The 22,377-nt window shown below is 44.5% G+C and carries 21 protein-coding genes; 4 read left to right on the top strand and 17 right to left on the bottom strand.

From position 1 onward, the window contains the following. Positions 1-241 precede the first annotated feature (241 nt). The 4 genes from MP3633_RS05725 to MP3633_RS05710 all read right to left on the bottom strand — a co-directional run bounded on the left by MP3633_RS05725 (position 242) and on the right by MP3633_RS05710 (position 4,352). Positions 242-1,615, bottom strand: a complete 1,374-nt coding sequence (locus MP3633_RS05725) for a short-chain fatty acid transporter (protein ID WP_112139989.1) — start codon at positions 1,613-1,615, stop codon at positions 242-244. A gap of 133 nt (positions 1,616-1,748) precedes the next feature. Continuing rightward, a complete protein-coding gene (locus MP3633_RS05720; protein WP_176334821.1) occupies positions 1,749-2,924 on the bottom strand; it encodes an acetyl-CoA C-acetyltransferase in 1,176 nt (391 codons plus the stop codon). A gap of 47 nt (positions 2,925-2,971) precedes the next feature. Next, positions 2,972-3,631: a CoA transferase subunit B gene (locus MP3633_RS05715; RefSeq protein ID WP_176334820.1), complete on the bottom strand. Its 660-nt coding sequence runs from the start codon at positions 3,629-3,631 to the stop codon at positions 2,972-2,974. Positions 3,632-3,647: 16 nt separating this feature from the next. After that, positions 3,648-4,352, bottom strand: a complete 705-nt coding sequence (locus MP3633_RS05710; protein ID WP_176334819.1) for a CoA transferase subunit A — start codon at positions 4,350-4,352, stop codon at positions 3,648-3,650. A gap of 125 nt (positions 4,353-4,477) precedes the next feature. Here MP3633_RS05710 and MP3633_RS05705 point away from each other — a divergent pair, with 125 nt between their 5' ends. Then, the gene (locus tag MP3633_RS05705) at positions 4,478-5,359 is read left to right on the top strand and encodes a LysR family transcriptional regulator (RefSeq protein ID WP_176334818.1); all 882 of its coding nucleotides are present in this window, start codon (positions 4,478-4,480) and stop codon (positions 5,357-5,359) included. 164 nt (positions 5,360-5,523) lie between these two features. Further along, complete coding sequence (fdhA, locus tag MP3633_RS05700) at positions 5,524-6,717, top strand: formaldehyde dehydrogenase, glutathione-independent (RefSeq protein WP_112139998.1); 1,194 nt, start codon at positions 5,524-5,526, stop codon at positions 6,715-6,717. 140 nt (positions 6,718-6,857) lie between these two features. Here fdhA and MP3633_RS05695 read toward each other — a convergent pair whose 3' ends face one another. Beyond that, the gene (locus MP3633_RS05695; RefSeq protein ID WP_176334817.1) at positions 6,858-8,390 is read right to left on the bottom strand and encodes an NAD(P)H-hydrate dehydratase; all 1,533 of its coding nucleotides are present in this window, start codon (positions 8,388-8,390) and stop codon (positions 6,858-6,860) included. A gap of 212 nt (positions 8,391-8,602) precedes the next feature. Between MP3633_RS05695 and MP3633_RS05690 the strand changes: the two genes are divergently transcribed. Together MP3633_RS05690 and MP3633_RS05685 are read left to right on the top strand one after the other, a co-directional pair. Then, positions 8,603-9,040: a VF530 family protein gene (locus MP3633_RS05690; protein WP_176334816.1), complete on the top strand. Its 438-nt coding sequence runs from the start codon at positions 8,603-8,605 to the stop codon at positions 9,038-9,040. Between the two features lie 509 nt (positions 9,041-9,549). After that, positions 9,550-10,320 carry a class II aldolase/adducin family protein gene (locus MP3633_RS05685; RefSeq protein WP_176334815.1) on the top strand — a complete coding sequence of 257 codons (771 nt, stop codon included), beginning with the start codon at positions 9,550-9,552 and terminating at the stop codon, positions 10,318-10,320. A 157-nt stretch (positions 10,321-10,477) separates the two neighbouring features. On the opposite strand, the gene MP3633_RS05680 is transcribed toward MP3633_RS05685, so the two are convergent. From MP3633_RS05680 to paaK, 12 genes are all read right to left on the bottom strand, one after another. Next, a complete protein-coding gene (locus tag MP3633_RS05680) occupies positions 10,478-10,687 on the bottom strand; it encodes a hypothetical protein (protein WP_176334814.1) in 210 nt (69 codons plus the stop codon). Positions 10,688-10,812: 125 nt separating this feature from the next. After that, positions 10,813-11,598, bottom strand: coding sequence for a transporter substrate-binding domain-containing protein (locus MP3633_RS05675; RefSeq protein ID WP_176334813.1), 786 nt, complete (start codon positions 11,596-11,598; stop codon positions 10,813-10,815). Between the two features lie 48 nt (positions 11,599-11,646). After that, positions 11,647-12,675 (bottom strand): TRAP transporter substrate-binding protein, encoded by a 1,029-nt coding sequence (locus MP3633_RS05670; protein WP_176334812.1) that lies wholly within the window; start codon positions 12,673-12,675, stop codon positions 11,647-11,649. Positions 12,676-12,817: 142 nt separating this feature from the next. Continuing rightward, positions 12,818-14,146, bottom strand: coding sequence for a TRAP transporter large permease (locus tag MP3633_RS05665; protein ID WP_176334811.1), 1,329 nt, complete (start codon positions 14,144-14,146; stop codon positions 12,818-12,820). A gap of 1 nt (position 14,147) precedes the next feature. Continuing rightward, positions 14,148-14,681 carry a TRAP transporter small permease gene (locus tag MP3633_RS05660; RefSeq protein ID WP_176334810.1) on the bottom strand — a complete coding sequence of 178 codons (534 nt, stop codon included), beginning with the start codon at positions 14,679-14,681 and terminating at the stop codon, positions 14,148-14,150. A gap of 87 nt (positions 14,682-14,768) precedes the next feature. Then, complete coding sequence (paaZ, locus tag MP3633_RS05655; RefSeq protein WP_217909055.1) at positions 14,769-16,835, bottom strand: phenylacetic acid degradation bifunctional protein PaaZ; 2,067 nt, start codon at positions 16,833-16,835, stop codon at positions 14,769-14,771. Positions 16,836-16,934: 99 nt separating this feature from the next. After that, positions 16,935-18,008 (bottom strand): 1,2-phenylacetyl-CoA epoxidase subunit PaaE, encoded by a 1,074-nt coding sequence (gene paaE / locus MP3633_RS05650; RefSeq protein ID WP_176334809.1) that lies wholly within the window; start codon positions 18,006-18,008, stop codon positions 16,935-16,937. Positions 18,009-18,044: 36 nt separating this feature from the next. Beyond that, a complete protein-coding gene (paaD, locus tag MP3633_RS05645) occupies positions 18,045-18,578 on the bottom strand; it encodes a 1,2-phenylacetyl-CoA epoxidase subunit PaaD (RefSeq protein ID WP_176334808.1) in 534 nt (177 codons plus the stop codon). Continuing rightward, on the bottom strand, positions 18,565-19,326 hold the full coding sequence (paaC, locus tag MP3633_RS05640) for a 1,2-phenylacetyl-CoA epoxidase subunit PaaC (protein ID WP_176334807.1): 762 nt from the start codon (positions 19,324-19,326) through the stop codon (positions 18,565-18,567). Before paaC ends, paaD begins: the two co-directional genes overlap by 14 nt. Positions 19,327-19,333: 7 nt before the next feature. Next, positions 19,334-19,615: a 1,2-phenylacetyl-CoA epoxidase subunit PaaB gene (gene paaB, locus MP3633_RS05635; RefSeq protein WP_072838264.1), complete on the bottom strand. Its 282-nt coding sequence runs from the start codon at positions 19,613-19,615 to the stop codon at positions 19,334-19,336. A gap of 20 nt (positions 19,616-19,635) precedes the next feature. After that, a complete protein-coding gene (gene paaA, locus MP3633_RS05630) occupies positions 19,636-20,628 on the bottom strand; it encodes a 1,2-phenylacetyl-CoA epoxidase subunit PaaA (protein WP_176334806.1) in 993 nt (330 codons plus the stop codon). A gap of 177 nt (positions 20,629-20,805) precedes the next feature. Further along, positions 20,806-22,125, bottom strand: coding sequence for a phenylacetate--CoA ligase PaaK (gene paaK / locus MP3633_RS05625; protein ID WP_176334805.1), 1,320 nt, complete (start codon positions 22,123-22,125; stop codon positions 20,806-20,808). Positions 22,126-22,377 lie beyond the last annotated feature (252 nt).

Below are 22,377 nucleotides of genomic sequence, written 5' to 3'. Positions count from 1 at the left end.
TACTCAAATTTACCCAAATAAGAGATATAACAATATGGAAATAAAAGGATGGTTTTACTATAAATTTCAAGAATATAGTAGTTTGTGCAAAAAAATGACATACCAATTGAAATACGTAATCTATAAGAATTTAAACAGTGATAGAAAGGCGTAAGTACCGTAAAAAAAGACAATAGACAGAAACAAAAAAACCACCATCCAAAAAATTGAGACAGTGGTTATTTCGTTTTTTATTACCTGTTTAGAAAATCAAAAATCCCAAAGAAATAATCACACCAGAACCGATCAAAGCCATCAGGCAGTAACCCATTACATCTTTCGCACCCAACCCAGCAATCGCTAACGCTGGCAATGCCCAGAAAGGTTGGATCATATTTGTCCATGCGTCACCCCATGCAATAGCCATGGCCGTTTTCGCGGCATCCACACCCAGTGCAGCACCGGCTGGCATCATGATTGGCGCTTGAACCGCCCACTGACCACCACCAGAAGGTACGAAGAAGTTTACAATCCCAGCACTCAAGAACGTAAATAATGGGAAGGTTGTTTCATTAGAAATAGACACAAAACCCTGAGAGATCACACCCGCTAGAGAAGCACCAGAATCCCCTGTGGCCGTCATCATCCCCATGATTCCTGCATAGAACGGAAATTGCAGAAGAATGCCAGAACAGTTACGGGCACCTTGAGAAATCGAGTTTAATAAGCTTTTTGGCGTACCATGCAGCAAGACCGCAGAAAACAAAAAGGTAAAGTTAACGATATTCAAGTTTAGCGCGAAGCCATTCGTCACAAAGTAATAAATAATGAACGAGAAACCCATCACACCAAGAAGCAAAGACAAAATACGGCTGTTTTCAAGACGCTCTGCCGGTGTCATATTGGCTTTTTCAGGTACCTCAACCACCGTTTCGTTTAACAATTCCGCATCAATCGTGATGGTGTCTTGCGGGGATGGGTGCATCAAGCGATTCAACAGAGGAATCGTGACCAACATAACCGCTAGAATCGTCAAGTTCATAGCTGAAAAAATCGTTTCAGAAGTAGGAATTGCCGCGGTTACCGCGCCATTCGTTACGGCCTCAATATTTTTACCACCGGCAATAGAAAGCGGTATTGAACCCGATAATCCACCATGCCAAAACAAGAAACCGCTGTAAGCAGAAGCGATCAGCAAACGGTAATCCACACCTTTAACACGAGCGGCAATTTCACGAGCGAAAATCGCGCCAACAACTAACCCAAAGCCCCAGTTTACCCAACACGCCATCGCACTGATGACAGTAACGAGGATAATGGCTTGGCCTGGTGTTTTGGCAACACCAGCCAACATAGACAATTTACGTTTAAAGGCTGGCGCACTGGCCATCGCATGGCCCGTTACCACCACCATCGCCATCTGCATAGAGAAACTCAACAAGTTCCAAAAACCGCCTGCCCACGCATTTACGACCTGCATTGGCCCTTGCCCCGTACTGGGCATGACACACAAAAACACCACAAAGGTTAAGACAATGGCAAATATGAAAGGGTCTGGAAGATAACGCTGTAAAAGTGTTACGAAAAATTGGCTTATTGTTTGTAAACCCGTTTTTTTGTGCTCGAGAGTATTCATCAATTTATCCTATTATTATATTTATGTTTTTTATTAATACTTTTTTATTAATGCTTTTCCATTGTATGAAAAAGCTAAAAGGGCATCTCTAGAGATCCCCCTTTTTCTATCACACTTATTCATTACAACAAGGTTAGCGAGAGACCAGCATGGCAACACCCATTCCGCCACCAATACATAAAGTAGCCAGTCCTTTTTTAAGATCTTGTCGCTGCATTTCATGAAGCAAAGAGACCAAAATGCGACAACCAGATGCACCAATCGGATGACCAAGCGCTACCGCTCCACCATTAACATTCACTTTTTCGCTGTCTAGCCCGAGCTCTTTATTCACACACAGAGCTTGCACTGCAAAGGCTTCATTGGCTTCGATCAAATCCAAATCCGCGACGCTCCAATTCACTTTATTAAGCACTTTTTGCGTGGCAGCAATGGGGCCTGTCCCCATAACGTCAGGGTTCACACCCGCCGAACTTGCCGCTTCAATAACCGCTATAATAGGCAAACCCAAACGCTTCGCTTCCACATCAGACGTCACAATCACCATGGCAGCACCATCGTTTAACGTCGAGGCATTACCCGCGGTAACTGTGCCTTCTTTCGCAAAAGCAGGACGCAATTTTCCTAAAGACTCAATACTGGTCGCTGGACGAATCTGTTCATCAGCATCAACCATCACTGGCTCACCTTTACGCTGTGGCACGGCAATAGGAAAAATTTCTTCAACAAAACGACCCGCAGCTTGTGCTTGCGTGGCTTTTTGTTGAGAGTTGGCCGCAAAGGTATCTTGCTCTTGTCGGCTAATATCCCAACGAGAAGCGATATTTTCTGCCGTTTGGCCCATGTGATAATCGTTAAATGCATCCCACAAACCGTCGGTCACCATGGAATCCAATAATTCCCAGTTACCCATTTTTTTGCCAGATCGACTGTTCGGCAACACATGTGCCGCTTGGCTCATGCTTTCTTGTCCACCCGCAACGACCATGTTGGCATCACCGTTCAATACGGCTTGAGCGGCCAACTGCACGGCCTTTAAACCAGAACCACAGACTTTATTAATCGTCATAGCGGATACTTGTTTTGGCAAACCTGCGTGAATGGCGGTTTGACGAGCCGGGTTCTGACCACAACCTGCTGCCAGCACTTGACCTAAAATGACTTCGTCTATGTTATCTTTGAAAAGTGGTTGTTTGGCCAACATACCAGACAACAATTGAGTACCGAGTTGCACCGCACTCAAAGAAGATAAAGCGCCATTAAAAGCACCTATAGGCGTTCTTGCCGCAGCAACGATGACAGCTTTCATTTGATCCGCTCCTCAATGTGAAATTCTATTTATTGTTCTATGTTTTATTAGGCAAAGGTCATTTCAGGCACATGATCGGGAACCACCAGCTTACCTTGGGTTTTCTCAATAATTTCCTCAACCGTCACACCCGGCGCCCTCTCTTTTAGAACAAAAGCACCGTCTTCTATTTCTAACCACGCCAGATCCGTTAAGACTTTTTTAATGCAGCCTTTACCGGTTAGCGGCAAACTGCACTCGGATAACAGCTTAGATTCACCTGTTTTAGACGCGTGTGTCATGGTGACAATAATATTGTCCGCGCCTGCCACTAAATCCATCGCGCCGCCCATGCCTTTGATCAATTTATTTGGAATCATCCACGACGCAATATTGCCATTCACGTCAACTTCAAACGCACCCAAAACGGTCAAATCTACATGGCCACCACGAATCATGGCGAAGGATTCAGCCGATGAAAAAATGGATGCACCTTTTACCGTAGTGACGGTTTGTTTGCCTGCGTTAATCATGTCGGCGTCTATGGTCTCTTCCGTTGGGAACTCCCCCATGCCAAGCAGACCGTTTTCAGACTGCAACATGACTTCCATATTATGCGGAACGAAATTGGCGACTAAAGTAGGAATACCGATGCCTAGGTTGACGTAAAAACCGTCTTGCAATTCTTGGGCAACACGTTGCGCCATTTGCTCTCTTGTCAGTGACATATAAAAACCTCTATTTTTATTCTGTTGGTTTAACGGTTCTTTTTTCTATGCGTTTCTCAAAGGTGCCGAGCACAACTCGATCCACATAAATGCCTGGCGTGTGAATGTGCGCTGGGTCTAATTCACCAACCTCAACGATTTCTTCCACTTCTACCACGGTGATCTTGCCAGCGGTCGCCGCAAGAGGATTAAAATTTTGTGCCGTATGACGATAAACCACATTGCCATAACGGTCGGCTTTCCAGCCTTTTACAATCGCGAAATCACCGACAATGGCTTTTTCCATCAAGTATTCGCGACCATCAAACACCTTTGTTTCTTTGCCTTCAGCTACCGGAGTACCAACGCCCGTTGCGGTATAAAATGCAGGAATCCCAGCGCCACCAGCGCGCATTTTTTCAGCCAAGGTGCCTTGAGGTGTCAGTTCCACTTCAAGCTCACCATTTAATAACTGTTTTTCGAATAAGGCATTTTCGCCAACATAAGACGACACCATTTTTCGAATTTGTCTGTCTTCAAGTAAAATACCCAGACCAAATCCATCGACACCGCAGTTATTAGACACAACGGTCAAGTCTTTGGTGCCTCTGCGTTTTATTTCAGCAATCAGGTTTTCAGGAATACCGCACAAACCAAATCCGCCAGCAAGAACCGTCATACCGTCTTCTAGCCCGATCATGGCGTCTTCATAAGAAGCGACCACTTTGTCAAAACCTGCCATTGTCATTTCCTCATTATTATTTTTGATTGCCGTCCAGTTTGACTCATGGCTATAAATTAATTAAATTTGTTTTTTCTATTTATTAATAAGTTTTTTAAATGAATAACTCTTATGAAGAACACTAAATGAACATCAAACAAGTGAAAGCCTTTTTAGCCGTCGCCCAATCGATGAGTTTTGCCAGCGCTGCGACTCAGTTACATTTATCTCAACCTGCGCTGAGCTTATCGATCAAAAGCCTTGAAGAAAATTTAGGAGGAAAACTTCTCACTCGAACCACACGCCACATTGCATTGACACCAGAAGGAGAAGCGCTCTTGCCCATCGCGAGGCGATTATTAGCCCAATGGGAAAATGCCGAAGACGAGATGAAGCAACGCTTTGCCTTGCAACTCGGCAAAATCGCCATCGCGTCCATGCCTTCTTTTGCGGCGTCATTATTGCCAAAAGCGATTCGTAATTACCACGAGTCTTACCCAAACATTCAGGTAGCGATCGACGATGTGTTATCAGATATCGTGGTTGAAATGGTGCGTAACAATCAGGTGGAATTAGGGATTTCCTTTGAACCCGCCAATCTTTTGGATTTGTCTTTTTACCCACTTTACGATGACAGGTTCATCGCTATTTTGCCCAAAGATCACCCTCTGGAAGAGCAAGAGACAATTCCTTGGCGAGCGCTTTTAAAATATGACTTTATTACGTTACAGCGCCCTTCCAGTGTTCGCGCTCTAATAGAAAGCTCATTACATGACGCAGGCATCGAACTGGCGGTGGCGTTTGATGCACACCAACTGGCGACAGTTGGACGTATGGTCAGCGAAGGCATGGGCGTGGCGGTTGTGCCGTCTATCTGTCGCCAACAAGCCATAGAACAAGGGGCGCTCATTCGTCCGGTGATTCAACCTGAAATTCATTGTCGCGTTGGAGTCATCTGTCAGCCACGATCCAACCTTTCCATCGCGGCGGCAGCCATGCTGGATGTGCTCATTAATACTTATTCCTAGCAAAAGAAAAGGCGAAGGAAATAAGGAACTGTATCAATTAATTTGAATGACGTCGTTTTCAGAATACTTATAGGTCGTACAAAGACCCATCCTTTTTACTGCTGGTGACAAAATGACGGGTCAGACTCAACAATAAAAACAACAACCGCAAAAAGGATATCGTTATGAGTAATCATGCAAACCGAGGTGTCATTTATCAAGGAAACGGCACGGTTAAAGTCGAGGCAATCCCTTTCCCTGAACTGGCCATTGGTAAACGACGCTGTGACCATGGCGTTATCCTGAAAGTGGTCACTACGAATATCTGTGGCAGTGATCAACACATGGTACGAGGCAGAACGACCGCTGAAAAAGGCTTAGTACTTGGTCATGAAATCACCGGCGAAGTCATCGAATGTGGCCGTGATGTAGAATTCATCAAGGTTGGAGATTTGGTCTCTGTACCATTTAATATTGCCTGTGGTCGTTGCCGCAGCTGTAAAGAAGGCAAAACAGGCATCTGTTTGAACGTAAACCCTGCTCGCCCAGGTGCCGCGTATGGTTACGTAGATATGGGCGGCTGGGTTGGTGGACAAGCCGACTATGTAATGGTGCCATACGCAGATTTCAACCTGTTGAAATTCCCAGATGCGGATCAAGCACTTGAGAAAATCCAAAGCCTAACCTTGCTTTCTGACATTCTTCCTACGGGTTTCCACGGCTGTATAACGGCTGGTGTTGGACCGGGCTCTACCGTTTACATTGCTGGCGCTGGGCCTGTTGGTTTGGCCGCGGCCGCTTCTGCTCATTTATTAGGTGCGGCCTGTGTAATTGTTGGCGATATGGTCGAAGACAGGCTGAATCAAGCTCGCTCTTTTGGTTGTGAGACTATCGACCTTAAACAAGAAGGCGATATTCAAGACAAAATCGAAGCCATTCTGGGTGATCGTGAAGTGGATGCGTTTGTTGACTGCGTTGGTTTTGAAGCCCATGCATGTGGCTGCGACCATCATCAGGAATCACCTGCTGTTGTCTTAAACTCTGCCATGCAAATGACTCGCGCGGGTGGACAAATTGGCATCCCAGGCCTGTACGTTACTGAAGACCCTGGTGCAGCAGACAGCGCGGCACAACAAGGCAGCTTGAGCATGCGTTTTGGTCTTGGTTGGGCGAAATCTCATTCACTTCATACGGGTCAATGTCCCGTTATGAAGTATCACCGCCAGCTGATGCAAGCCATCTTGTTTGATAAAATCGATATTGCTAAAGCGGTGAACGTGCAGATGATATCTCTGGATCAAGCACCACAAGGTTACGCCGATTTCGATGGCGGCGCCGCGAAGAAATTCGTTATTGATCCACACAAAATGGTGAGTTAATACCGATTTAAAATCGGGCTGTTAACTAACGCTATAAATTAACACCGAAAAAGACCTTACCCTGCTTTTGCAACGAAGAAGCAATCAGCGGGATAAAGGTCTTTTTTTACCAATATTTTCTTGCCTTTATTTTCTTGTCATTATTTTTTTGTAGGGAAATATTGCCGTTTAAAAACGGACAAAACCTTAGGTAAATGATCCGGTAAGTCTTCTGCTATCAATCCCACGCCAACCTCATTGCCCACTTCGCCATGCAACCAAACGGCGGCGGCAGCGGCATGAAAAGGCTCAAGCCCTTGCGCTAACAACCCGACAATAAACCCTGCTAATACATCGCCTGATCCGCCCGTTGCAAGCTCAGCAGGCGCGTTTGAGTTAATTATCACTCGTCCGTCTGGCGAAGCTATTACCGTATCCGCGCCTTTCAATACCACGACAGCGCCACTTTGTTTGGCGGCAAGTCGAGCCCGAGATAATTTGTCCTCTGCGTGGCTTTTATTGAGGAAAGGAAACAGGCGCGCGAACTCCCCTTCATGAGGCGTCATCACGCAAGGTCCAACAATGGCGTCAAACAGCGTTTGTGGATCGCTTGCAAAGGCACTGAGTGCATCGGCATCCAACACAGTCGCGCGACCTGTAACCAGCGCTGCCAAAACGATTTTACGTGTGCGAATGCTTTCGAACCCTGCCAAACCAGCTCCCGGCCCCACGGCAATGGCATTATGACGAGGGTCTAATAACAACATTTCAAAATCTTCCGACTCTTGGCTAAGTTCTAATTTAGCCACCATCACACCAGTCAATGCTGTGGCATACACAGTCCAAGCCTTAATAGGAGCCGCCAAAGTAACCAAACCAGCGCCTATACGCATGGCGCTTCGAGCCGTTAAACGGCTGGCTCCAGTGAGTGTTTCACCGCCATAGACCACAGCATGTCCGCGATGAAACTTATGCCCATCCAATCGCGGCCAAGGATAATTTTCATACCAAAGCTCAGGGCTGTTTTCCCATGTTTGAAGCGTTAACTCGTCCAATACAGTCACAGGAATACCAATATCGGCAACGACGAGTTCACCGCACAGCGCTCGGCCAGGAAACAGTATATGTCCGGGCTTTTTACGAAAAAACGTCACGGTTAATTCCGCTGAAGCCACCTGCCCCAATGCGGCGCCCGTTGTACCATCAACACCGCTAGGGACATCTATCGCACAAACCGGTAGTTTACGCGCTATCAGGGCATCAACCATGTCACGGACTTTGCCTTCCAATGGACGAGATAAACCTGCGCCAAACATGGCGTCTATGACCAATTCTGTTTGATCGAGTAAGTCCGTTGAAAAGAGATCGACTTCGCCTTGCCAAGCTTGATAAAAATGCGCCGCTTCCGTTGAAAAAGTCTCAACAGAACCTAAAAAAGCGAGACGAACTGGCCAACCTATTGAACGCAAATGCTGTGCTACCACAAAGCCATCTCCGCCATTATTGCCCGGACCACAAAGTACCAACACGGATCGTTTTGACCAGTGATTCACCACGGCGTCTGCCACCGCTTTGCCAGCGGCTGCCATCAAATCCATCGCTGGTACACCCGCCATAACAGCGGCTTGATCTGCCTTGCCCATTTCGTTTTCCGTCAAAAGGAATGAGGGGGATTGCTTATGCTTGTACTCCATTAACTTTCTGCCTTTATCTTTTTAGCGTTATCTTTCTATCTTATAAGAAATGACGCCCTTAAAACCAACCGTTATTCGTTCATCAGGATTGCAATGTATAGCGTATTTGAACCCTGGCTAAAACTAGGCTTTACTATATTGTCTACGCCGTCACAGGTATGATGACGCGTTCTGATACTTTTCAAACTTTCGACTTATTACCGGACATCTTTATGAACGACGAGATCAACTACACAAACAATCCCCTACACGGTCTGGGTTTACAAGAACTGCTCACCCAGATAGTTGATCATTACGGTTTTGAGATTCTCTACGCTTATCTGAACATCAACTGTTTAAAGACTAACCCGAGCATTGAATCCAGTGTGAAATTTCTCAAAAAAACGGACTGGGCGCGGGAGAAAGTTGAAATTTTTTATCTGTATAAGTATAAAAATCTACCGCGAGTTTCATCTGAGCAGTTTGACCTGCCAGCCAGAAAACGGATTATCCCTGAAGGCCAAACTCCCCGCGAACCAGCTGAACTGAGTTTTGAAGATGCTGAACGCGTTCGAGAAAAGCAGGCGTTGAAAGCCGCGGAGCACGGCAAGACAAAAAGATATGGCAACGGCAAGCCTGACAGTGACCGAGGAGGATATTTCAGAAGATAGGATTTCCTGTCTGAAACACCACTATTTAAGGCAAACGAATTAGCACAGAATTAAAAACTAGAATTAAATAATGAGCAATTCCTCCTGCCACCCCCCCAACACCCACTCGGCTCTTGTCACTTCTTTTATAAAAGAGGTTACCCCACTCAATAGAGCCGTTTGTGGGCGATAACCATACCCCATGCCCATCCTCCACATAAACGCAATGTCGTCATTAATTGACCTAAAGCGGCTTTATAAGGTTTTAATACCTGCTTTCTCCTCATGTTGACTCAAACCACATCCAAGCGAATCAAAAGACCCTGCGTTAATCATTCATGATCAGACAACCCTACAAATGTACTCGTTTCTACATCAACTAGCTTTTTATGTGATGCCACTTTGGTTACTTACTATTCATAATTACCATGGATACATAAAAATCATTGAGCCACACCATATTTATTGTTGTTTTTTATAGCCTGTTTTTTATTTAGCCTATTCATAAACAACCATAAAGAGAGAGCTGTATGTCTTCAACTAAACGTTATTTTGAACAACCCAGTCGATTTAGTGATGCCGAGTGGAAAACTCGAGTGGATCTCGCCGCCATGTATCGGATTTTTGCCTATCTCAAATGGGATGAAGCCATTTACAACCACATTTCGCTTCGTGTGCCTGGGGAAAATGATCACTACTTAATCAACCCTTTTGGTTTACATTACAGTGAAGTAACAGCTTCTAATCTTGTAAAAGTAGACTTGAAAGGCAATATCATTGGTCATTCCGATTGGCCAATCAACCCAGCTGGCTTTACCTTTCACAGTGCTATTCATGACAAAGTAGAGGACGCGCATTGTGTTATGCATGTTCATACCACGCCGACATTGGCTGTCTGCTGTTTAGAAGAAGGTATTTCTTACAGCAACTTCTACTCCGCACAAATTTACGACAAAGTGTCTTACCACGACTTCGAAGGCATCACCCTTCATATGGAGGAAGGCCAACGAATTTTAGACAGCGCCAATGGGAACCCTATTTTAATGCTTCGTAACCACGGCCCTGTCATTATGGGGGCGACATTGGCTCAAGCTTTTTCTCTAATGTGGTTAGTCAATCGTGCGTGTGAAGTACAGTTGGCGTCTATGTCCATGGGCAAAGTACGAGAAATCCCTGAAGATATTTGTCGAAAGTGCACGGCAGACTCTCTGCCATTGGACCCTAAATATGGTGCGGGTGAAGATGTGTTTGCCGCCATGAAACGCATTATCGAAAAACAAGATCCCTCTTTTAAACAGTAATCACGGACAATCCAATATAAAAATTAAGACTTCCTATTATTTCTAGGAAGTCTTAAGGTCCTAAATACCACTCACATAGATATAAAAAAACCACGTCCTTTTAAAGGCCATGGTTTTTAATTTTTTATCTAATTACAGGGAGAATTACTGACTTAATTCACTTACATTTTTTTCTAAAGTAAGCTAGCGCTGCTTTTGCATCTACTTTACGATCAGATACAGAGTCAATCCACGCCTGATATATTCCCACTTCTAATTTATCCATATCTTTTACGATGGCATCATCTTTAGAAAGATAGACCACGTTAACGCCATTCGCTTCTACCTCTAAGATATCGTCTTGCTTCCTACGTATGTAATAGCCCAATACGATTCTGTAGATTCCGCACTTAATTATAGGATCTCAGCCAAATGCTACTCCGACAAGCAGCTATCAACATATTACTTAAAATAAAAACTGAAAACAATTTGCCAAAGTAACTAATGAAAAGACTATGGCTTTAATCCCCAGTGTGCAATCAAAGTGGATTTATCCGAATCATGAAGCCAGGTATTAATTCGACTTAACAAAATCTCATTGTCTTTTTGCACCATGTAGGCTTTAACACTAGACGTGCCTACTAAGACCTTCGAAGACACACAAAAGACGCCCTTTTCAGTTGCTTGATAATAATTCCCTTCAATTAGATCCGTAATCATCGCATCAGCCGAGCCCTCACGAATCCCCTTTAAATTAGCAAAATTATCTTTTGTACGAATGATATCAGCATTTTTTATATGATTATCCACATAAATTTGGTTAGTACCACCTGGGTTGACGATCATCTTCACACTGGGTTTATCAATATCGTTCAAGGTACTCAATGGCTTCTTATTCTGACAATTAGTCAAAATGATTTTGCCATTACCCACCACCGGATCAGAAAATAAAAACTGTTCGGCACGTTTTTTGGTTAATGTAACCCCTCCAGCGGCCAAGTCAAATTTGTCACTAGCAAGGTCTTGAGACAGGCTAGGCCATGTGGTATTCACAAATTGTATTTTTAGATCAAGAGATTTTGCTAGTTCTGTCGTCATATCCACAGCAAACCCTTCTAGCTTTCCTGATTCACCATGGAAGGACATTGGCTTATAGTCCCCTGTCAGTCCAACTTTTAAGACACCACTTTGTTGAATTTCTTGCCAAGTGCGAGCCTGAACCTGTTGTATATTTAACGTAACTAACATGAACGTAGCAAGCGATACGAGTTTATAGATGTTTTTATTCTTATTATGCATAATTCAACCCTCATTTTTTTATTATGTCATCAAATAGATAACTGGATTTTACTGACTCAATTCACTGACATTTTTTCTAAAGTAAGCAAGCGCCGCGTTCGCATCGACCTTACGATCAGAAACAGAATTAATCCATTCTTGATCTATGCCTTTCTCTAATTCATCCATGTCTTTTACGAGTGCATCCTCTTTAGAAAGGTACACCACGTTAACACCACTCGCTTTGGCTTCTAATATGCCTTCATCATCCGCTTTGCCCCATGCCGCACCAGCCAGCCTTGAGAGTTTTTCACCAGAGACACTCATAATCGCTTCTTGGTCTTTTTTACTAAGACCTTCGAACGAATCTGGATTCATTACAATACTAAAAGCGGTTGTATATAACCCCTTAGGAAAGAGCACAAGATCGGTTGTTACTTCACTTAAGCGAAGTGTTTTTTGCTGCTCAGCCGGTAAAAATGTACCGTCAACAACACCTTGTTGCATTAATTCATACGATTTAGGCGCGGGTGCAGAAATAGGAGTCACGCCTAAACGCTCTGCCAAAACATTAACCAAACCGCCACCTACACGCATTTTTTTGCCTTTTAAATCTTCCAACGAATTAACAGGAAAAGTCGTATTCAGCTGGCCTGGACCGTGGACAAATAAAGCCAGTAAGTGAAGGCCTCTAAATTCTTGATCGGCTTTAAAATAGGCTTCATAAGTACGCCACAATGCAACGGAGCCAACTTCCGCATCGGTGATTTCGCCCGGAATTTCAGCCACACTGGCTAACTTAAATCGACCCGGTATATAAGCGTTAACACTGAACCCCGCATCGAAAACGCCATCTTCCACCGCGTCAAAGATTGTTTTAGGCGAACCCGTATAATTTTCAATCACCACTTCAACACGCCCTTCCGTGGCGGTTTCAACCCATTCTTTCCACGTAGGCCAAACAACCGCATTCTGCGCGCTTGTTGGTGGCAACCACGTCGCCACATGCAAGGTCGTTGTTGCCGCTGACGTCATGCCTGATACAAAAACAGAAGCGCCACACACCGCCCACAGTAGGTTTTTTTTAAAACTCATCATTTTTATTATTCCTATAGTTAATGATTTGCATTGATAAACATTCATATCTCTTTATAAAATCAGCTCTCTTTTATTACCGATTATTAAAAAATCAAAAAACATCTTCATTCCCTAACACCCCCTAAATAGGCAATAAAACACCTCAGTCGTATAAAAAATTAGGTAAGAACATAGACACTGGTACGATGAAAACGATGATCAAAAGGCGAATAATATCCACGCACCAGAACGGTGTAACCCCTTTAAAAATCGTGCCTGCTTTTACATCTTTTAAGACTGCGCTTAAGACAAAGACATTCATCCCCACCGGCGGAGTAATCAAACTTATCTCCGTCACCACCACCACAACAATGCCGAACCAAACAAGATCAAAACCTAAGCTGGATACCAGAGGGTAAAAAACGGGGACGGTCAGTAGCAACATGGAAAGGCTTTCGAACACCATCCCAAGAACGATGTAAATCATCAGAATAACCATAATCACCAACATAGGACTCAGTTCTAATGAGGTGACAAAACTTAATAAGGCATCCGGCAGACCCGCTCGAGTAATAAAGTCTGAAAAGATAAACGCCCCAATAACGACACAAAACAGCATGGCCGACGTTCTTGTGGTGTCTACCAAGGTTTCAAATATTTCGCTAAAACTCAAACTGCGTCGCGCCAAGCCAATAATTAATGCCCCACTAGCACCTACTCCAGCGGCCTCAGTCGGCGTAAATACGCCCAAGTAGATACCGCCCATCACAATAGTAAAGAGTACTAAAACACCCCAAATATTTTTTAGAGCAATAATCCGTTCTTTAAAATTCATCCGCTCTCCGGCTGGACCCGCAGCAGGGTTTCGCCAAACAACATAGCGAACAGCGCACATATACAGAAAAATACCTAACACGCCGGGAATAAAGCCAGCCGCAAATAGTTCACGAATACTGGACTGTGTTAGCAAACCATAAATAACAAGAATAACGCTGGGAGGAATTAATATGCCAAGTGTGCCACCAGCCGCAATTGAGGCCGTTGCTAGACTGTCTGCATAACCAAACTTACGCATTGGTGGCATGGCCACTTTTGCCATGGTGGCAGACGTTGCTAAACTGGAGCCGCAAATAGCGGAAAAACCACCGCAAGCCAACACCGTTGACATGGCCAATCCGCCTTTTCGGTGCCCTAAAAAAGCATAAGAAGCGTTATACAGTTCCTGCGATAAACCTGAGCGAGTAACGAAATTCCCCATCAAAATAAACAAAGGTATCACTGATAAATTGTAGTCTTGTACGGTTTCTATGACCCGGCTAGACGCTAGTGTTAACGAGGCTGTCCAGCGAAAAGAAAGTACATTATCAAAACTTAGTCCCTGTAAAATAGCAAAACCAAAAAAGCCCACAATCCCCATCGCAAATGCGATAGGCATTCGAATCACCAAAATCAAAATCAAAAGAACGGCAAAGCCGATTAATACAACTGACATGCTACTCTCCAAACTGCTGGGATTCGTTATTGCCTTTCACCACACGATAAGCACCGTAAGTGAGCATGCACGCCGCCGTTACCCAGCTCATAATCGCGATGTACTCTGTCAAATATCCGGTCGGTATCTGAAGATATTCTGTTACTTCTTCACGACGAAGCGAGCGTTCTGCTAATTCATAAATGCGAAGTGCTAAGAAATAAAACGAAGAAGAAACAATAAAGACCGAAAAGATCCCAAGAACCTTAACGATACGATTGCCTAAAATATGATCCAGTAAATCCACGACGACGTGACTGCCGCGCCATGTAATTAATGGCATTTGAGCAAACACGATGATGGCCAACCCCATTTGGGTAAGTTCAAAGGCACCATTCACCGAATTATTAAAAAGATAGCGACCCGCCACATCCAAAGAAGTCAGTACCATTAATAAAAACAAAACCGTTGCAGAAATTGCTTCTAAACCCAAACCAATCCAGCGGTATATATTGGGTTCTGGATAATGTTTATCCATCCAGTTTTTCATCGACATAACAGCTCCTAAACTCTCTTATTGTTGTTATTAGGCTACATGTGAAAAATCAATAATAGAGTGGATAAACCACCCTATTAAGCTCAATCAAATGGCTTTTTTAACTAACGTTAAAATGTCGTAACTGGCAACCAGTTCATCATGTTGATTAGTGACTTGAACATCCCACACCACCACGCCTTGAGGTTCCCCTTTTGGACTTAACTTGCCTTGATCAATTTTACGTTTGCACGTTAAGCGAGCACGAATGGTGTCGCCTATTGGCACAGGCGTAATGAATCGCAATGTATCCAAACCGTAATTGGCCAACACAGGACCTTCACCCGGCGAAACAAATAGCCCAGCCGCCGCCGACAGTACAAAGTAACCGTGGGCTATACGCTGCTCAAACTGAGAGTCACGCGCGGCAATGTCATCAAAATGCATGTAAAAATGATCGCCAGACAAGCAACCAAAATTCACGATGTCGGTTTCCGTAACGGTGCGTCGATGAGTGAGCAAAGATTCACCAATTCGAAGATCTTCGAAGTAACGACGGAAAGGGTGAACATCACTTTCATACGTCTCACCACCACGAACATATTCTCCGGTGACCGCAGATAGCATGGTGGGTGAACCCTGAATAGCAGCACGTTGCATATAGTGTTTTACGCCACGTATACCACCCAATTCTTCACCGCCACCAGCGCGTCCTGGACCACCATGTTTTAACATTGGCAGTGGAGAACCGTGACCGGTGGATTCTTTTGAGGATGCCTCGTTCAAAATATGCACTCGCCCGTGCCACGCCGCTAAAGCAGGCACTACTTTTCTGGCAATCTCAGGGTCTTGAGTCACTAACGTTGTTACCAAAGAACCCTTACCGCGAGCAGCAAGCGCAATCGCGTGGTCTATATTTTTATAAGGCATTAAGGTACTGATTGGCCCGAAAGCTTCTATGTCATGAGCTCCGCCTTCTGCATCTGGATCATTACTAAGCAGCAAAGTAGGTCGCACAAAAGCACCTTTTTCTGAACCTTTTCCTAGAAGCTCAAAACCGTCTTCATGACCATAAACAACCTGACTGCTTTTTAATAACTGCTCAAGCTGTGCCAAGACGTCTGCTTTTTGCTCAAAAGAAGCCAATGCGCCCATGCGAACGGTATCTAAATGCGGATCGCCGATAGACACTTTGGCAAGGCGTGCGGTTAGACGCTCAGAGACCGCCTGCACTTGATTTTCAGGAATCAATACACGACGAATCGCAGTACATTTCTGCCCTGCTTTCACCGTCATTTCCCGTGCGACCTCTTTAATGAAAAGATCAAATTCTGGGCTATCTACAGATACGTCCGGCGCTAAGATGGCACAATTCAACGAATCTGCTTCGGCATTAAAAGGAATGGAATTATTGATGATATTAGGTGTGACTTTTAATTTTGCTGCCGTGCTCGCAGAGCCCGTGAAGGTCACTACATCTTGACCATCCAAGCGATCTAATAAATCGCCAGTACGGCCAATGATTAACTGCAAACTACCTTCTGGTAAAAATCCAGATTCCTCCATCAAACGCACACAAGCTTGTGTTAGGTAACACGTTGAGGTTCCTGGCTTAACGATGCACGGCATGCCCGCCAGAAAGTTAGCTGCGAATTTCTCTAACATACCCCAAATTGGGAAGTTAAAAGCGTTAATATGTACAGCAACACCTTGGCGAGGCACCAAAATATGCGAACCGAAAAACTGACCATCACGACCTAAAGGAAAAGCATCATCTTCGTGGATCAGGTTACCCGATGGCAACTCACGTCGTCCCACACTCGCATAAGCAAACAACGTACCTGCACCGCCTTCAATGTCTACCCAGCTATCATTACGAGTCGCACCCGTTAATAAGGAAATAGCGTATAACGATTCTTTGTGTTCGAGTAAATATTTGCCTAAGTCTCGCAAACAAGACGCGCGACTCTGAAAATCCATTGCCATTAAAGCAGCACGGCCTTTGGTGCGGGCAAATTCCAGTGAACGGCCAAAATCAATGGTTTCAGCATGTGTATGATAAATCGTTTCACCGTTGACAGGGCTAGCTAATGCTTGTCCAGCTTGATTACCTAACCACTCCCCAGCAATAAAGCTTTGTAGAACTGGGCTTTGTAAAATATGGCTTTGGCTCATAATACTCTCCATCGGTGGCAAATTCGCCACCGTCCTCTTTGTTGTTTTTATGATGTATCGATCGTATTTTTGTACAACTAAGTCAGCTATGAAGCCGAATTAAACTTGGTCAAAATCCAGTACTACCTTTTTCGACACAGGGTAAGACTGACAAGAAAGCACATAACCCGCTTCCACTTCGTAGTCTTCAAGACCTATGTTGATGTCCATGTCCACTTCGCCTTCAACCACCTTACATTTACAGGTAGAACACACGCCTGCTCGACACGAAAACGGCAGATCTGCACCATGCTCGTTGCCGGCATTCAGTAAGTTTTCGGTATTTTGTTTCAAGTCAAAGCTCATTGCATGACCATCACGAATGACGGTAATTTCCGACATATCCGCATTGGCAGCAGCTTGCGCACGCTGCTCGCGTTTGCGCTCATTACCTTCGGCAGCAAACAGTTCAAAATGGATATTTTCTTCTGGTGTACCAGACTCTTTTAATATATCTCTCACCATTTCCGTCATGGATTGAGGCCCACAAATAAACGCGCCATCAAGGTTTTTCACATCGACCCAACGGGCAAACAAAGCACGGCATTTATCCGCATCAATGTGACCGTTATACAAATCGATATCCTGTTGCTCACGACTCAACACAAAAATTAGATTCAAACGCCCCATGTAGGTGTTTTTAAGATCGGCAAGTTGATCTCGGAACATGGTAGAAGAGGTGGAACGATTGCCATACAAAAGTGTGACGTTACTGTGCGGTTCAGTTGCTAACGTCGTTTTCGCAATGGACAGAATTGGGGTAATGCCGCTGCCTGCGGCCACTAATAAATAGTTTCCATGACGGGCAGGATCAAGCTCTGAATAAAAATGCCCTAACGGTGGCATGACCTCAAGAACATCACCCACCTTGATAGAATCATTGGCAAAGGTAGAAAAAAGACCATCAGGCACACGTTTTATCGCTACTCGCATTTCATTGTCTTGAATACCACTGCAAATAGAATAAGAACGACGTACTTCTTGCCCATCAATTTGAGTACGCAGTGTCAAAAATTGACCTTGTTTAAATTGATAGCTCTGCGCTAAATCCTCAGGGATATCAAAAGCGAGCGAAATAGAATCACGCGTTTCACGACGTAAATCTGAAACAGTAAGTGAGTGAAATTGATTCATCTGTGTCTCCACGGCCATGTTATTTTTATCTATGGCTCAAATGCATTTAAAATAATCAAACGGTTCTAAACAGGACTTACATCGATACAAAGATTTGCACGCTGTCGAGCCGAATTCACTTAATTGTTCAGTGTCTTCGCTGCCACAAATTGGACATTCAACTTGCGTTATTCCCGACAACAAAGAGCGCTTGTTTGAGCTCCCGACTGGAGGCGCAATCCCGTAGGCCTTAAGGCGATTTCGGCCCTGTTCAGTAATCCAATCGGTTGTCCAAGCAGGGTCTAAACGCTGCGATACTTTAGGATGTGAAAAACCGGCATCTTGAAGCGCATCACGTATCGACGTTTCGATATATTCTGTCGCTGGGCAGCCCGAATACGTTGGTGTGACCACCACATAAAGATGTCCATCCGCCCAACTGACGTCCCGCACGATGCCAAGATCCATCACACTCACTACAGGCACTTCAGGGTCCATGACGTCTTCCAGCACGTTATATGCTTGCTGGATATCGGCCTCACTCCCTGAACGACCTTGTTGGTCGGTGGTAATTAACTCACCAGCTTGCATCGGGATAAGCTCGTTGTAAGAACTGCATTTCTGCCAATAAAGTCCCCAAATGCTCAGAGTGCATACCTGTTCGAGCACTCAAATAGAAAGTGTTTGGTGCATCAGGAACCGTTAACGTCGCTTTAGCGAATACCTCGTTTACTGTCGCCAGCCATTGTTCCGGCAATTCAGTGAGCACTGGAATATTGCCTGACACAGATAAAGCCAATTCGGTATCGCTTTTTTCAACGAGTTCAAAGGTAAAACGCCAAACGATATCTATCGCTTTTTCCATGCGCTGATGGCTTTCTTCGGTACCGTCACCTAAACGTTCAATCCATTGAGATGAGCGACGCAAATGGTAAGTCACTTCTTTTAATGACTTCGCTGCAATCGCCGCAATACGTTCATCGTTTGCACCTTTTAGTATCGTAAGTAGGTGAAACTGCCAAGTGTCATAGAAAAACTGCTTCGTCATAGTGACGGCAAAGTCGCCATTAGGCTGCTCTACCAACAACAAATTACGAAACGCACGCTCATCACGGCGAAACGCTAATGTATCGGCATCTGTACCATCGTTAATTCGCTCAGCGGCGTATTCATACCAATTGCGAGCTTGACCGACTAAGTCAAGACCAATGTTCATCATGCCCATTTCTTCTTCAAGCGCGGGAGCACGGCCCGTCCACTCGCATAAGCGTTGGGCTTGAATCAAGGCGCTGTCGCCAAGACGCAATAAAAATTCGGTTAATTCATCGTATTTAGTCATAACCACCTCACATATGCCCTACTTCATCAGGCAGCTCATAAAAGCTAGCATGACGATAGACTTTGTCTTCTGATGGATCAAATAAAGGCTCTTTCTCATCACTCGCGGTTGCTGTGATTGATGCAGATGGCACAACCCAAATACTCACGCCTTCATTTCGGCGAGTGTAAAGATCACGGGCATTTTCAATGGCCATTTCGGCATCCACTGCGTGAACACTGCCAACATGCTTGTGATTCAGGCCGTGCTTACTACGGATAAATACTTCAAAAAGTGTCCATTCAGACATAGGAGATACCTCAAAATTAGTTAGGCAGCAGCCTGTTGTTTTTGTTTTTTGTTTGCATGGGCTACCGCCGCTTCACGTACCCAAGCTCCGTCTTGAATCGCATTTCGACGAGTTTCTAATCGCTCACGATTACAAGGACCATTGCCTTTGAGAACTTCGTAGAATTCTTCCCACTGAATCTCACCAAAGTCGTAATGACCACGCTCTTCATTCCATTTCAAATGAGGGTCTGGCACCGTGCAGCCCAATAGCTCTAATTGCGGAATAGTTTGGTCGATAAAGCGTTGACGCAGTTCGTCGTTGGTATGACGTTTGATTTTCCATGCCAGAGATTGAGCAGAGTTAGGAGACTCCGCATCACTTGGGCCGAACATCATCAAAGATGGCCACCACAAACGATTAATCGCATCCTGCACCATGTCTTTTTGTGCTTGGATGCCATGACGCATCATGTGCAAAAGGATTTCGTAGCCTTGGCGCTGATGAAAACTTTCTTCTTTGCAAACTCGGATCATGGCACGAGAATAAGGGCCGTAAGAGGTACGCTGAAGGGGTACCTGATTGACAATCGCAGCGCCATCAACCAACCAACCCACAGCGCCCATATCGGCCCAATTAAGAGTTGGATAATTAAAAATACTTGAATACTTAGCACGACCAGAGTGCAGCTTTTCGATCTCTTCATCGCGATCCGCACCAAGCGTTTCCATCGCGCTATACAGATACAAACCATGTCCCGCTTCATCCTGAATTTTGGCCATCAGTTGCAACTTACGCTTCAAGGTTGGCGCGCGGGTCACCCAGTTACCTTCTGGTAACATCCCCACAATTTCAGAATGCGCATGCTGCGAAATTTGACGAATCAAGGTTTTTCGATAGCTATCTGGCATCCAGTTTTTAGCCTCTATCTTAATTTCAGCATCAATTTTTTCCTGAAATGCCCTTTCTTCTGGCCCCATTTCAGCTAGGGACTTTACTGCTTTCTTCCCTGTTTCAACTTGTTGTGCGTACATGAGAACATCTCCAATATCATAGAAATAAGTCATCTTCTTTCTAAAAGAATAGACTAACGATACATAAATTCAAGTTAAATTTTATATTTATGTATCGCTTAATTCTTTGGTTTTTTGACAACAAAAACCCTAGCCTCTTAAAATAAGAGGCTACTCTTTATCAAATAGAGAAATTAATTAAACAGAAATTCTCTCATCGTAAACGTGCTTAGCCTTACCCTCTGAACGAGCTATACTGCCTATTTCTCTAAGCTTAACGTTAATACTGATTCCTACAGACGATTTCACATGATGACGCAATTCATTAATGGCGCCATTGATTTTTTGCTCATCAAAGCCAGCACAATCAGGACGCAGCTCAACATGTACATCCATACCATCCATATTACCTTTACGATACAGATGTATTTCGTAATTTTCTGAAAAATGATTTACTTTAATCACTTCTTCTTCGATTTGCGTTGGGAAGACGTTCACACCGCGAATAATCATCATGTCATCGCTTCGGCCTGTAATTTTGTCAATGCGGCGCATACGACGAGCGGTTCCCGGTAATAAACGAGTTAAATCCCGCGTACGGTAACGAACCATTGGTAAGGCTTCTTTGCTTAAGCTTGTAAATACCAATTCCCCCATCTCACCATCTGGCAACACCTCGCCCGTATTCGGATCGACAATTTCAGGATAGAAATGGTCTTCCCATACTGTTGGCCCATCTTGGCTTTCTGCGCACTCCATCGCCACACCTGGCCCCATAATTTCAGACAAACCATAAATATCCATCGCACGAATACCCGCTCGCTCTTCTACTGAGCGGCGTAACTCTTCGGTCCACGGCTCAGCCCCAAAAATCCCCAAACGCAACTTAAGCCCAAGCGGATCGATGCCTTGTTTTTCCATTTCGTCTAGCAAATTCAACATATAAGATGGCGTCACCATAATAATGTCGGGCTGAAAATCTTTAATCAAACGCACTTGTTTTTCAGTTTGACCGCCCGACATTGGAATAACCGTACAGCCAAGACGTTCCGCGCCATAATGCGCACCCAAGCCCCCCGTAAACAGGCCATAACCATAGGCATTGTGTAAAATATCGCCTTTTCGCCCACCTGCCGCACGGATCGAACGCGCCACAATATTGGCCCATGTATCGATATCATTCTGTGTGTAACCGACAACAGTAGGCTTACCCGTTGTGCCACTTGATGCATGAAGGCGAACCACTTGATTCAACGGCGTCGCAAACATACCGTACGGATAGTTATCTCTTAGGTCCGATTTCGTGGTGAAAGGCAATTTGGCAATGTCATCCAAGCTGTTAATATCATCTGGATGCAAGCCCATCTGATCAAAACGCTGTTTATACATAGGGACATTGTTATAGGCGTGATTGACTGTCCACTTCAAACGCTCTAATTGATGAGCTCGCAACTCATCAATACTGGCTGTTTCCATAGGGTCAAGTTGATCTGGATTAAACCGACTACGAATATCCATTGTTATGCTCTCTCTGTTATTATTTTTAGAATTAAATTTTTCACGACTGTATTATCTTTTGGTAACACAACCTTATTATTTTGACTGCTATGTGAATTGAAACCGTTTTTACGACTGCTACGCATGACGCCCCACAACACCACGACAGCCCACGACGTCACGAGCAAAGCCAAGACAAGGCAAAAACAGACGAAAAAGCAGAGTTTATGGGTTATAAATGAGCATTTTGAGTCTGTTTTTAACACAGTATTG

This window comes from Marinomonas primoryensis, assembly GCF_013372285.1.
GTDB lineage: Bacteria > Pseudomonadota > Gammaproteobacteria > Pseudomonadales > Marinomonadaceae > Marinomonas > Marinomonas primoryensis.
This window is presented reverse-complemented; position numbering and strand designations above follow the sequence as displayed.

Coding starts and splice junctions, on each gene's coding strand:
- MP3633_RS05685 (WP_176334815.1), top strand. CDS start 9,550: ATGTCTTCAACTAAACGTTATTTTGAACAACCCAGTCGATTTAGTGAT.
- paaC (WP_176334807.1), bottom strand. CDS start 19,326: ATGACTAAATACGATGAATTAACCGAATTTTTATTGCGTCTTGGCGAC.
- MP3633_RS05705 (WP_176334818.1), top strand. CDS start 4,478: ATGAACATCAAACAAGTGAAAGCCTTTTTAGCCGTCGCCCAATCGATG.
- MP3633_RS05690 (WP_176334816.1), top strand. CDS start 8,603: ATGAACGACGAGATCAACTACACAAACAATCCCCTACACGGTCTGGGT.
- MP3633_RS05710 (WP_176334819.1), bottom strand. CDS start 4,352: ATGGCAGGTTTTGACAAAGTGGTCGCTTCTTATGAAGACGCCATGATC.
- MP3633_RS05725 (WP_112139989.1), bottom strand. CDS start 1,615: ATGAATACTCTCGAGCACAAAAAAACGGGTTTACAAACAATAAGCCAA.
- paaB (WP_072838264.1), bottom strand. CDS start 19,615: ATGTCTGAATGGACACTTTTTGAAGTATTTATCCGTAGTAAGCACGGC.
- paaE (WP_176334809.1), bottom strand. CDS start 18,008: ATGAATCAATTTCACTCACTTACTGTTTCAGATTTACGTCGTGAAACG.
- paaZ (WP_217909055.1), bottom strand. CDS start 16,835: ATGAGCCAAAGCCATATTTTACAAAGCCCAGTTCTACAAAGCTTTATT.
- MP3633_RS05665 (WP_176334811.1), bottom strand. CDS start 14,146: ATGTCAGTTGTATTAATCGGCTTTGCCGTTCTTTTGATTTTGATTTTG.
- paaD (WP_176334808.1), bottom strand. CDS start 18,578: ATGCAAGCTGGTGAGTTAATTACCACCGACCAACAAGGTCGTTCAGGG.
- MP3633_RS05675 (WP_176334813.1), bottom strand. CDS start 11,598: ATGCATAATAAGAATAAAAACATCTATAAACTCGTATCGCTTGCTACG.
- MP3633_RS05670 (WP_176334812.1), bottom strand. CDS start 12,675: ATGATGAGTTTTAAAAAAAACCTACTGTGGGCGGTGTGTGGCGCTTCT.
- paaK (WP_176334805.1), bottom strand. CDS start 22,125: ATGGATATTCGTAGTCGGTTTAATCCAGATCAACTTGACCCTATGGAA.
- fdhA (WP_112139998.1), top strand. CDS start 5,524: ATGAGTAATCATGCAAACCGAGGTGTCATTTATCAAGGAAACGGCACG.
- MP3633_RS05695 (WP_176334817.1), bottom strand. CDS start 8,390: ATGGAGTACAAGCATAAGCAATCCCCCTCATTCCTTTTGACGGAAAAC.
- MP3633_RS05660 (WP_176334810.1), bottom strand. CDS start 14,681: ATGTCGATGAAAAACTGGATGGATAAACATTATCCAGAACCCAATATA.
- MP3633_RS05720 (WP_176334821.1), bottom strand. CDS start 2,924: ATGAAAGCTGTCATCGTTGCTGCGGCAAGAACGCCTATAGGTGCTTTT.
- MP3633_RS05715 (WP_176334820.1), bottom strand. CDS start 3,631: ATGTCACTGACAAGAGAGCAAATGGCGCAACGTGTTGCCCAAGAATTG.
- paaA (WP_176334806.1), bottom strand. CDS start 20,628: ATGTACGCACAACAAGTTGAAACAGGGAAGAAAGCAGTAAAGTCCCTA.